Genomic DNA, 12,026 nt, shown 5'->3' on the forward strand with positions numbered 1-12,026 from the left:
CAGTTATGAAACTATTTAAAATATTAACTTTAGGATTACTTCTAACAACAATGGTTGGTTGTGAAGACTTTTTAGACCTTCAACCTATTTCAGAGGAAACTAGTGGTAATGCCTATGAAACAGCAAGCCAAATAGAGGCAGCATTAGTTGGTGCTTATGAGTCCTTTCAATCATCAGAATATTATGTTTGGGATTATTTATTGTTTCAAGATGTACGTTCGGATAATTGTTATGCAGGTGGTGACAATCCAGAGGTTTTTCAAATAGATAATATTACAATTCCTGCTACACATTCTAGAATATTTACACATTGGTCTAATCTATACAATGCAATCTCAAAAGCTAATTTGGTTATTGAGCGTGTTAGTAATATTTCTGACCCTTTACTTACTGAAGCACGCAAAAACCAAATAAAAGGTGAAGCCATCTTTTTACGTGCTTACCATTATTTTACCTTAGTTAAATTATGGGGAGGCGTTCCATTAATTACAAGTACAATAACATCAACAGATGCAAATGCTGTTAATATCCCAAGAGCAACACAAGAAACCGTTTATGCTCAAATCACAGCAGATTTAGAGCTAGCAGCAACCTTATTACCCGAAACCTACAGTAATGATGCTAGTATAAATAAAGCTAGAGCGACATCTGGTGCAGCTCATGCTTTAGCAGCTAAAGCATATGCACAACAACCAAATCCAGATTATAATGCTGTATTATTACACATACAAGCTGTAGAGACTAGTAGCGCTAACTATCAATTAATAGCATATAACGATTTGTTTAGTGGTAATAACTATAATAACGCAGAATCAATAATTGAGGTCCAATATCTAGGAGGTAATGAAGGTAATTATGGACCACAATTATTATTACCACCATCTGTAAGTGGAGATTCCTGGAGAAAATTTGTTACACCATCTGTAGACCTAATTAATGCTTTTGACACTGAAGGTGATATTGTTAGAAAAAATGCTTCTATTTTATTTGAGTCAGTCCAATGGGTTGACGAATTTTGGGGGAATACACAAGGATCTGTAATTCCATTTAGTTATAAATGGAAAAATGCCAATGGTTTTGCAAGTTCTGATAATACCTATCTAATTCGTTATGGTGATATTGTTTTACTTAAAGCTGAAGCCTTGAATGAAACCAATCAACTTCAAGCTGCAATAACAGAAGTAAATAGAATAAGATCTAGAGCTGAATTACCTGATTTAACTAATGCACAAAGTAACTCTCAACAAGTTTTAAGAAAAACTATACTTAAAGAAAGACGATTAGAATTATTTCAAGAAGGTCAACGTTGGGATGATCTTGCTAGGTATAATGCTTTAATTTCAACAATGAATGATTTGGTAGAAATTGACTTAAGAACTGGTAATCAAGTAAATTATAACATGACTGATGCTAAAAAATTATTACCAATTCCGCAACAAGAATTAGATAGAAACCCAGCCTTAGTTCAAAACCCACTTTAATAATTAGCTATGAAAACAAAAAAAAACTTTATTATAGTATTTAGCATACTACTTAGTTTTACATATTATACCTGTGAAACTGATGGAAACTTACAACCTGAGGGAGAATGGGACCTAAGTGCTCCTGTAATTTTAACACCAACATCTGAGCAAAGTATTGTTTTAGATCAAGACACACCTTCTGAATCTGTTACTTTTAGTTGGGAAGCAGCAGAGTCTTCATTGGGTTACGCTGTTACCTATAAGGTAATGTTATTACAAGAAGGTACAGTGGATTTTTCTGAACCAATTTTTATTTCAGAATCCTCAAATAACGGAATTAACACTTCATTATCCATTAGTTATGAAGCTTTAGATCAAGCATTAGCTTTTTCAGGTTTTCCTGCTAACGAAAACGCATCATTAACCTTAGCTGTGCAAGCCAGTAGTTTAAGTAAAACTAGTGTAGCATTTACTACTGTTAATATGACGCGTTTTGAAAACGATATGCTACCACAAAGCTTGTATATTTCAGGAACAGCAACCGAGAATAATAATGATTTGTCTCAAGCAATTGCATTAAAGCGTTTAACAAATAGTGATGGAGGATTATCCAACACCTATGAGGTTTACACCAGTTTAATTGCTGGAGAAAACTATAAATTTTATAGTGAGCGCTCACTTCCTGCTTTACAATTTGGTGGTAGTGAAGGTAATATAGTTCCGTTTGGTGATGCGATAGTAGCGAGCACTTCTGGACAATTTAGAATAAAAGTAGATCTTGACACAAACACTTACGAGTTGTTACAAATTAATTTTTGGAGTATGGTTGGTACACCTATCTCTGGTGGTTGGGGAGGAGACCAACCTTTGGAATATCAAGGTAATAGTGTATGGAAAGCTTCAATAAGCCTTATAGAATCTGGTGGATTTGTATTTAGAGCTAATGGAGATTGGTCGTATTTATTAAAACAAATTGTTGGTACAACCAATACGCTTGTTTTAGAAGCAGATGCTAGTAGTCAAGGAGTATCAGTTGAAGATATATCAAACAATCCAGTAGGGTTATATTTTGTGACGTTAGATTTATCTGCAGACAATTATAATTATTCATTTGAAATAGATGATACAATTATAGAGCCAATAGTAACGCCAACTCAATTGTTTTTATTTGAAAACGGAAATATGATAGAAGAATTTTCATTAGATGGTGACACCTTTAGTTCAAACCATTACATACCCATGCAAGCTAGCAATGTTTACAGTTTAAATAGTGCAGCAGATGGTAGCGGAACTTCCTATACGATTAACCAACCTCTTGCAGATAGTACGACACCAGATGGCGATTTAGTTTCTGATACTTTAACTCTGATAGAGAATAATAATACTTTTTCAGTCATCACTGACAGAGCTTTACAATTTAGTATAGATTTTAGTGCTCCTACTTTGACGTGGACATATTATAATATTAAATTGTTTCATTGGCAAGTTTGGGATGATCGCCAAGAGATTGCAATGACTTATAGTCATCCTAATACATATACTGTAACAACAAATCTTACAGCAGGATATGATAGTAAATTTATAAGTCCATGGGATTTAGATTTTGGTAGTGATAATCCAACAGCATTAACCGGAAACCTTATAAATGGAGGTGGATCCAATCTACTTAATATTAATACAGATGGATCTTATACGGTAACCATAATTTTAAATGATGATTATCAAACAGGAACCTACGAATTTGCACAATAAAAAGATAATACTTATGAATTTATTAAAACGATATAATTTGAAATTTTACATTACTTTGCTTCTTCTAGTTGCTTTTCAAGCTTGCAACGAAGATGATATTAAAACGTATCCACCACCTACAATAGCAGATGTTAACGTTGATTTTTATTTAACTTCACCAGACCAAGCTAATCTACTTAAAGCAACTACAAATGGGTTGTTTCCAATGGTAGCAAACTCTAACTTTACTATTAACGTAACAGAAAGTACAAGCTATCAAGAAATGGATGGTTTTGGATATACATTAACAGGAGGAAGTGCTATGTTAATTAACAATATGTCCACTAGTTCAAGATCTGAATTATTACAAGAACTTTTTGGTACAGGAGATAATAGTATTGGTATTAGTTATTTAAGAATTAGTATTGGAGCATCAGATTTGGATGCAACCACATTTAGTTATAATGACTTGCCAAGTGGTCAAACGGATGAGAATTTAGATAATTTCTCAATAAATCCAGATATGTCAAATTTAGTTCCGGTATTAAATGAGATTTTAGCTATAAATCCTAATATTAAAATACTAGCAACACCTTGGTCTGCACCAACATGGATGAAAGACAACAACTCAACAATAGGAGGATCATTATTACCGCAGTATTATAATACATATGCTAATTACTTTGTAAAATATATAGAGGCTATGGCTACTCAAGGTATTACTATAGATGCCATTACAATACAAAACGAACCAGAAAACCCATACAATAATCCAAGTATGGTAATGAGTGCTGATCAGCAAAAAGATTTTATTAAAAATAATTTAGGACCTGTATTTCAAACGGAAAACATCTCAACTAAAATTATTCTATTTGATCATAATTTAGATAATCCTGATTACCCGATTTCTATTTTAAATGATGCTTCAGCAAAAAGTTATGTTGATGGTTCAGCGTTTCATTTATATGCAGGTCAAATAAGTAATATGTCTCTTGTTCACAACGCACATCCTGACAAAAATGTGTATTTCACAGAGCAGTGGATTCAAGCACCTGGAGACTTCTATTCTGATATACGTTGGCATGTTAGAGAGTTAATAGTTGGAGCACCAAGACATTGGAGTAAAAACGTATTACAATGGAACTTAGCTGCAGATCCAAACAATAATCCTCATACTGATGGAGGTTGTACAGAATGTTTAGGTGCCATTACTATCGATGGGAATTCAGTACAACGTAATCCTGGATATTATATTATTGCACATGCTTCAAAATTTGTACCAGCAGGTTCTGTTAGAATAGAATCTAATACGTCTTTTGAATTTCCTAATGTTGCTTATAAAACTCCTGATAATAAGATTGTTGTTATTGTACTAAATAACTCTGATGTACAAAAATCCCTTAATATAAACGTAGAAACTCAACCAATATCTGTAACCATGCCTGCAGGTGCTGTAGCAACTTTTGTTTGGTAATTAAAAATAAATAAAATGATTAAAAACTGTTTTTATATATTATTTGTAGTCGTTACTGTATTTGCTTGCAAAAACGTAGACGCAGATAGTCAAAGTCAAAATGATAACACTCAATCGGTTAAAAAAGAAACTGTTGCTAAGCAGCAAATTAACTTATTGGGTAAAGACGCAAAAGTTTATACTACCGCAGAAAACACAGATAAAAGGTTGTCTTTAGATAGTTTAAAGACTTTTAATAACGCGCAACAACCTTTAGAAACGGAAGTTGCCATATTTGTTAATCCTAAAAAACAATTTCAAGAATTTTTAGGTATTGGTGGTGCTATTACAGATGCGTCTGCAGAAGTATTTTCATTATTAAGTAAAGATAAACAAGATGAGCTGCTTAAGGCCTATTATTCAGAAGAAGGTATTAACTATAATATTATTAGAACTAGTATTCATAGTAGCGATTTTGGATTGGGAAGCCATACCTATATAGAAGAAGGCGATAGTGATTTGAAAACGTTTTCTATTGAAAAAGATCTAGTAAAACGTGTTCCTATGATTAAAAGAGCCCAAGCAATAATTAAAGACGATCTTGTGTTTTATGCTAGTCCATGGAGTCCTCCAGCATTTATGAAATCTAATAATCACATGCTACAAGGAGGAAAATTATTACCAGAATATTACCAAGCTTGGGCCAACTATTTTGTTAAATTTATCAAAGCCTACGAGGCAGAAGGTATACCTGTTTGGGGTGTAACAATCCAAAATGAACCCATGGCTAAACAACGCTGGGAATCTTGTATTTATACAGCAGAGGAGGAGCGTGATTTCTTAAAAAATAATTTAGGACCAACATTTGAAAAAAACAATTTAGGTGATAAAAATATTGTGGTTTGGGACCATAATAGAGATTTAATATCGCATAGAGCTAATACGATTTTTGAAGATCCAGATGCTATAAAATACGCTTGGGGAATAGGTTTTCATTGGTATGAAACTTGGACAGGTGCAGAACCTAAATACGATAATTTAAAAAATATTAAAGCATCTTTTCCTGAAATGAATTTACTGTTCACTGAAGGATGTCAAGAAAAATTTGATCCCACTCAATACAATCGTTGGTCTAATGCAGAGCGTTATGGTAACTCTATGATTAATGATTTTAATAGTGGAACAGTAGGTTGGACCGATTGGAACATCCTATTAAATGAAAAAGGTGGACCAAACCACGTACAGAATTTTTGCTTTGCGCCAATACATGCAGACACTCAAAATAACGAACTTATATATACACCAACGTATTATTACATAGGTCATTTTTCAAAATTTATTAAACAAAAAGCAAAACGTATTAGTACAACTACTAGCAGAAGTACCATTGAAAGCACGTCGTTTCAAAACCCTGATGGGCAAATTGTAACAGTATTAATGAATAAAACAGACAGTCCAATTGATTATAAATTACTTGTTGATTGCTATCAAATTCAAAATACAATATTACCACATGCTATGCAGACACTAATTTATTAACCTAAATAATTTATAATTATGAAAAGAAATTACTTCACAGGATTAATAATTCTAACCATTCTATTGTCAATACCAAGTTTTTCTCAAGTTAATGTAACTCTAAAAGTAGACATGACTGGCCAGACAATAAATGCAGACGGAATTCATGTTGTAGGAACAATTAATGGATGGTCTACAGATGCAACAATACTTACAGAGGAAGGCGCAACAGGTATTTATTCTGTAACCATACCATTAAATGAAGGTTGGCATCGTTACAAATTTTTAAATGGTAATACTTGGGGTACAGAAGAAACTGCAAATTATCCATGTGCGCCATCAAATGGTGATAGATACTTGTATATTAATAATTCTAACCAAGATGTTGTTTTAGAAACAGTACCTTTTAACGGTTGTAATACATCAGGAACAGGATTTGAAGTAACTTTTAATGTAGATATGGCAAGTGAAGGGACTATTGCTGCCGGAAATGTACATATGGCAGGTTGGTTAACTGACTGGAATCCTAGCGTATTGTCGTTTCCAAATGCTAACGGAAATATCCATAGTGCTACATTACGTTTTCCAACACCTGCAGACTATCCAATAACATTTGAATACAAATACTTGAGTGCAGCAGGTTGGGGAAATGACGAATCACCAGGACCTGACGACTCTTGTGCAACAGTATTTGGAGGTAATAGGTTAATAACGGTTAACACTTCAGGAGAGAACATATACGATATATTTAATGCTTGTAATTATACGTTAAGCAATACTGAATTTACAATAGATGCATTAAAAATAGTATACAGTCCAACGGATAGAGTGGTTAAACTTTTAAATAAGCAATTTGATAATAAGTTGTCTCAAATAGAAGTATTTGAAATAACTGGTAAATCCATTAAAGTAATCAATACCATTACAGAAATAAAGGATACATTGATCGACTTTAAAAACCAATCAAATGGACTATATTTTGTTAAAATAAAACAAGGAAACAAGCAATTAGTTAAGAAAATTATGGTTTATTAAGGTATTAAAAATAGAAGAGCAGAGGGTCTACTAAAATAACAGAAATTTTATTCAATACTTTTGTTTAACTTTAACAAAGTATAGTTAAACATATTGTATCTTTATACAATAAAATAAAAGGTGTTATTAGTATAAAAGATAAAAAGCTATGTTCGGAATATTTAAAAAGAAAACAGAAAAAGAAAAATTACAAGCTCAGTATGAAAAGCTTTTAAAAGAAGCCCACACGTTATCTACTACCAACAGAAAACTAAGTGACCAAAAAACATTTGAAGCTGAAGAAGTTATGAAAAAGCTAGAAAACCTTAAATAAGGTTTCTAGCTTTTTTTATTAAACATCTTATAACATACCATAAATGAGTCTTTTGAATTTAGCAATACTACTATCTAGCTGTGCCTTTTTATTTTACGGTATTAATTGCCTTGTTTCTCAAACAATGAAAGACGAGTTTGTCAGATTTGGTTTAGACAAACAAAGACAGCTAACAGGTATATTACAATTGTTAGGCGCTTTAGGTCTAATTTTAGGTTTTTTCCTGTCTCCAATACTAACATTAATAGCTTCTGCTGGATTAACAATATTAATGTTGTCAGGGTTTATAGTTAGGATAAAAATAAAAGACAGTATAGCCCAAGCCTTACCATCTTTTATATTTACACTTATAAACTTATATATTTGTGTAGAATATTATTACAAAATTACCTCACATTAGACTTTAAATAAAAGCAATAATTAAGCATAACATTAAAAACAAAGCAGCCGGAAAAGACTTAATTAATGGATCATTTATCCTAAAATGCATCACAACAGATCCCGATAAAAGTACAGCTAATCCTAAAGCTGCTGGTTGTTTTAAAGCAGGAAACCAAATAGCACAAATTAATAAAACAGCAAGTGTTACCTTAAAAAAACCAATGATGTAACACATTTGCTTTGATAATCCATAAACACGAAACTCTTCCAATAAAGTTTTTGCATTTCCGCCTCGCCATTTTGTTGCTTTATTATATTGTAGTAGCCATACGTTAAGTATACTTATATCCACTATAATTTGAAGTGCAATAATTAAATAATTCATGATAATGTTGGTTTTATTGATTTATAACTAGAATAGCTTATCTCAAAAATACTAATTTTGTTTATCTTTACATAAAAATAATTAAACAAAAAAAATATAAAGTGAATAAACAGGATTATAAAATACACATTGTTGGAGCTGGAATTAGTGGCTTAATTGCTGCAACGGTTTTAGAAAAAAATGGATTTTCTCCTGTTATTATTGAAACAACAGACAGTATTGGAGGCCGAGTAAAAACAGATATTGTAGATGGTTATCAATTAGACCATGGCTTTCAGGTACTATTAACTGCTTATCCTGCTGCTCAAAAACATCTTAATCTAGAGGCTTTACAATTACAATCGTTTATACCAGGAGCTTCAATTTTTAAAAACGGTAAACAACAAATTATTGGCGATCCTTTAAGGGATAAGTCTTTATTATTATCTACAGTATTTGCTAGGGTAGGAACCCTTTCTGATAAATTTAAAATATTGAAACTCAATAATAAATTAAAGAAAAAATCACTTTCTGAAATATTTTCAACTAAAGAGCAAACCACAAAATCATATTTAATGGCATTTGGTTTTTCAAATTCAATTATAGATAACTTTTTTAATCCTTTTTTTAGCGGAATATTTTTAGAAAACAAGCTAGAAACCTCCAGCAGGATGTTTGAGTTTTTATACAAAATGTTTGGAGAAGGTGACGCTGCATTACCAAAAGGAGGTATGCAAGCTATACCAAAGCAACTATCAAATAATCTAAAGTGTACCACGTTTAAATTTAACACAAAAGTGGCAACTGTTAATGATAGCGAAATAATTCTTGCTGATGGACAAAAGATTAAAAGTGATTTTACCATCATAGCAACAGAACCAAGTAAGTTGGTAAATACAGTAAATAAAAAAGTTACAGAATGGCAAAGCTGTGATACGTTATATTTTGAAACTGAAAGCAGAGTTATTAATAAACCGTTAATTGGTTTAATTCCTGAAAAAGATGCAGTAATAAATAACCTTTTTTATCACACTAGCCTTGATTCCGATTTAAAAGGTAACAAAGAGTTACTTTCAGTTACTGTTGTAGATAATCAAAACTTGTCTTCAGATATATTGATACAACGTGTTCAAACCGAATTGAAACAGTATTGTGGTATTGATGTAATTAAATTTATCAAGCATTACAAAATCCCAATGTCTTTACCTAAAATACAAAATTTACAATACAACCTTTTACCATCACAAACGCGTTTGACTGATACAATATTTCTAGCAGGAGATGTACAATTAAATGGATCTTTAAATGCTGCTATGATAGCAGGAGAGAAGGCTGCACTTGGTGTTTTGGATAATTTATAATCATGTGTTCTAAATTTTAAAGTTTTAAGTAGTCTTATGACTAAGTTAAAATCACCTAAAAAACAGAAGATATGTATTATTTTTGTAGTCAATATATTAAGCATAAAAAATAAGATTTGTTAGATAAAAAACAGCAATTACCACAAACACAAGTATTAGATACAGACTATTTTATTTACTGTCTTGAAGCAGTTGAAGATGAAGAGATTGAAACTGTGACAGAAACGCAAAACAAATTAGACCTATTAACATCACAGTATGGTGTTGCTAGTATTTATAACACATGCGACTCTATTGAAGGTTTAGAATCTAACCTAAATGCATTGGTCTTGGATGATCATAATTTTAATGATTACGAAATAATTTACCTTGTTATAACTGGCGAAGCTAATAGTATTATTCTAAACAATTATAATTATAGTTTACAGGAAGTTGCAGAGCTTTTTGAAGGACGATTACAAGGCAAAATTCTACATTTTTCTAATGCTAAAGTGTTAGATTTAGATGAAGAAGAAGCACAATATTTTTTAGATATTACTGGAGCAAAAGCTATCTCTGGTTATGGTAATGAATCCAACGGAATTACAAGTTCAAACCTTGATATAGCCTTTTTTAATTTATTTAAAGAAGACGATAATATGTTTGATGTTGTGGAAGAATTACATCAAAGACATTACAAATTGTGCAAACTACTTGATTTTAGATTGTATTATTAAGATTAACAATGTATTATAAAAAATAAATAGACGCACTATCTTAATTTAAAAACCCTAACTAATTTTACATATAGTTAAGGTTTTTACAATGTTGTTTTTGTTTATAATATAGTATTACTCTTTAAAGCTAATATCTCTATTATTACTTCTTTGGGTATATTTATAAGATAAATTATGAATATATAATTTCAAAATTTAACTCTTAGGACTAATTTTATTTATGGTTGTGGTAAATCCATTTTGCGAAAATGTCAAAGCTTTTTCATTACAATCTATAATCTCTAAAGTTGCACCAACTACAGTGTCATAAAGTGTGGTCTCATTTTTTTGGGTCAATTCACTTTTAACGCCTTGTGCTTCTACTACTAAATACAACTTCGTGTTTTCCTCAATTATTTCTAGTGTTAAATTTGCTTCTTTAAGTAAATATCTACCAGTATATTTTTTAAATTTTTCAATATTAACGGTCTTAAATTTTTCAATTTTTTCATTACTCAAATACGCTAATAAATCATTTTTTAAAGTCTTTTCAAACGGTATACTCATGGTGTTACTAAACATTAAAAACAAGTTTTTACTTTTAGGATTATAAGCATTTCTAAAAGCATAGCCTATATTATTTCCACCATGTCCAAATAATTTTTCGTTAGCATTATTAGATTTCATAATTCCCAAACCATAATTCTCATTCCCTGACGCCATCATTTGCTGTACTGTTTCTTTTTTAAGTAAAATATCGGTTTCAAATAAAGAGGTGTAAAACAATTCCATATCAGATAATGTAGACGCTATACTTCCTGCTGAATTTGCAATATTTGCAAAAAACTTATAATTCAAATACGCTGTAACATCTTTTTCTTGATGGTAAGGTGTTGCTAAATTTGGTAAACCTTTGTGTAAATAAGGGTAGGTATTATTCATTTTTAAAGGAATAATGATGCGCTCTCTAACCAAATCAAAATAACTTTGATCCGTTATTTTTTCAATAATTCTGCCTAATAACAAGTAGTTTGTATTGCAATAATCATACTTACCTATCATTTTTGGATTGTTTTGTTCTATTTGGTTTAAAAGATCAATATTATAAACAGAATCATTTTTAGCATAAAATGCATCTTGGATGTTTTTTCCTATAACTTCATCCAATCCACTCTCATGAGTTAGTAATTGTAGGATAGTTAACCCATTATCTACATTTTTTAGTGGTGTCAAATACATACCTATATTATCACTTAGTTTTACTGTTCCTTTTTCTACTTCTTGAAGCAATAAAATAGCAGTAAAGGTTTTTGATGCACTACCAATATTAAAAACATGATTTTCATGTAAGTTAAAGTTACCAAGACTTAATGTGTTTATCTCAGTATCTTTTTTTATTAGTATAGCAACACCTTTATTTTGTTGGGTTAACAAGGTATTAAATTTCTGATTAATAAGGTCTAATTTGTCTTCCTGAGCAAAAGAAATACTTTGAATAAGTACAAATAGTAATAGTGTAAATTGTTGTAAAGTTTTCATGTGATATCTATTTTTAAATTATACCTCAAAACTCTCTTAATTCTTCAATATCTAAAAAAAAGAATGACAAATAGGTCTGATAAAATGACAACGGTAAAAAGACCTATTATCATTAAAAAAGAGTGGTTTAGACTTATTTTGGCAACTTTCATCATTATAAAACAGAGAAGTTT

General features: G+C 30.9%; 11 protein-coding genes. 9 read left to right on the forward strand and 2 right to left on the reverse strand.

What is annotated here, in order from left to right; translation table 11 throughout:
* Positions 1–5 precede the first annotated feature (5 nt).
* The 7 genes from V6251_RS00850 to V6251_RS00880 all read left to right on the forward strand — a co-directional run bounded on the left by V6251_RS00850 (position 6) and on the right by V6251_RS00880 (position 7,913).
* Positions 6–1,481: a RagB/SusD family nutrient uptake outer membrane protein gene (locus tag V6251_RS00850; protein ID WP_341586569.1), complete on the forward strand. Its 1,476-nt coding sequence runs from the start codon at positions 6–8 to the stop codon at positions 1,479–1,481.
* 9 nt (positions 1,482–1,490) lie between these two features.
* On the forward strand, positions 1,491–3,215 hold the full coding sequence (locus tag V6251_RS00855) for a SusE domain-containing protein (RefSeq protein ID WP_341586570.1): 1,725 nt from the start codon (positions 1,491–1,493) through the stop codon (positions 3,213–3,215).
* A 37-nt stretch (positions 3,216–3,252) separates the two neighbouring features.
* Positions 3,253–4,668, forward strand: coding sequence for a glycoside hydrolase family 30 protein (locus tag V6251_RS00860; RefSeq protein ID WP_341586571.1), 1,416 nt, complete (start codon positions 3,253–3,255; stop codon positions 4,666–4,668).
* Positions 4,669–4,683: 15 nt separating this feature from the next.
* On the forward strand, positions 4,684–6,186 hold the full coding sequence (locus V6251_RS00865; protein ID WP_341586572.1) for a glycoside hydrolase family 30 protein: 1,503 nt from the start codon (positions 4,684–4,686) through the stop codon (positions 6,184–6,186).
* Positions 6,187–6,204: 18 nt separating this feature from the next.
* A complete protein-coding gene (locus V6251_RS00870) occupies positions 6,205–7,200 on the forward strand; it encodes a T9SS type A sorting domain-containing protein (RefSeq protein ID WP_341586573.1) in 996 nt (331 codons plus the stop codon).
* 148 nt (positions 7,201–7,348) lie between these two features.
* On the forward strand, positions 7,349–7,513 hold the full coding sequence (locus V6251_RS00875) for a Lacal_2735 family protein (protein WP_143404031.1): 165 nt from the start codon (positions 7,349–7,351) through the stop codon (positions 7,511–7,513).
* A gap of 43 nt (positions 7,514–7,556) precedes the next feature.
* A complete protein-coding gene (locus V6251_RS00880) occupies positions 7,557–7,913 on the forward strand; it encodes a DoxX family protein (protein ID WP_341586574.1) in 357 nt (118 codons plus the stop codon).
* A gap of 3 nt (positions 7,914–7,916) precedes the next feature.
* Here the strand turns inward: V6251_RS00880 and V6251_RS00885 are convergent, their stop codons facing one another.
* On the reverse strand, positions 7,917–8,279 hold the full coding sequence (locus tag V6251_RS00885) for a DoxX family protein (RefSeq protein WP_341586575.1): 363 nt from the start codon (positions 8,277–8,279) through the stop codon (positions 7,917–7,919).
* A 101-nt stretch (positions 8,280–8,380) separates the two neighbouring features.
* On the opposite strand from V6251_RS00885, the gene V6251_RS00890 reads away from it, so the two are divergent.
* On the forward strand, positions 8,381–9,619 hold the full coding sequence (locus V6251_RS00890; RefSeq protein ID WP_341586576.1) for an FAD-dependent oxidoreductase: 1,239 nt from the start codon (positions 8,381–8,383) through the stop codon (positions 9,617–9,619).
* Between the two features lie 116 nt (positions 9,620–9,735).
* Complete coding sequence (locus tag V6251_RS00895) at positions 9,736–10,335, forward strand: DUF6642 family protein (RefSeq protein ID WP_341586577.1); 600 nt, start codon at positions 9,736–9,738, stop codon at positions 10,333–10,335.
* Between the two features lie 195 nt (positions 10,336–10,530).
* On the opposite strand, the gene V6251_RS00900 is transcribed toward V6251_RS00895, so the two are convergent.
* Positions 10,531–11,853: a serine hydrolase domain-containing protein gene (locus V6251_RS00900; protein ID WP_341586578.1), complete on the reverse strand. Its 1,323-nt coding sequence runs from the start codon at positions 11,851–11,853 to the stop codon at positions 10,531–10,533.
* Between the last annotated feature and the right edge of the window lie 173 nt (positions 11,854–12,026).

Source organism: Olleya sp. Ti.3.14 (assembly GCF_038154885.1).
Classification (GTDB): domain Bacteria; phylum Bacteroidota; class Bacteroidia; order Flavobacteriales; family Flavobacteriaceae; genus Olleya.

What these genes read in the sequence shown, in the direction of transcription:
- V6251_RS00900 (WP_341586578.1), bottom strand. Translation starts at nt 11,853, where the DNA reads ATGAAAACTTTACAACAATTTACACTATTACTATTTGTACTTATTCAA.
- V6251_RS00855 (WP_341586570.1), top strand. Translation starts at nt 1,491, where the DNA reads ATGAAAACAAAAAAAAACTTTATTATAGTATTTAGCATACTACTTAGT.
- V6251_RS00875 (WP_143404031.1), top strand. Translation starts at nt 7,349, where the DNA reads ATGTTCGGAATATTTAAAAAGAAAACAGAAAAAGAAAAATTACAAGCT.
- V6251_RS00885 (WP_341586575.1), bottom strand. Translation starts at nt 8,279, where the DNA reads ATGAATTATTTAATTATTGCACTTCAAATTATAGTGGATATAAGTATA.
- V6251_RS00870 (WP_341586573.1), top strand. Translation starts at nt 6,205, where the DNA reads ATGAAAAGAAATTACTTCACAGGATTAATAATTCTAACCATTCTATTG.
- V6251_RS00865 (WP_341586572.1), top strand. Translation starts at nt 4,684, where the DNA reads ATGATTAAAAACTGTTTTTATATATTATTTGTAGTCGTTACTGTATTT.
- V6251_RS00850 (WP_341586569.1), top strand. Translation starts at nt 6, where the DNA reads ATGAAACTATTTAAAATATTAACTTTAGGATTACTTCTAACAACAATG.
- V6251_RS00880 (WP_341586574.1), top strand. Translation starts at nt 7,557, where the DNA reads ATGAGTCTTTTGAATTTAGCAATACTACTATCTAGCTGTGCCTTTTTA.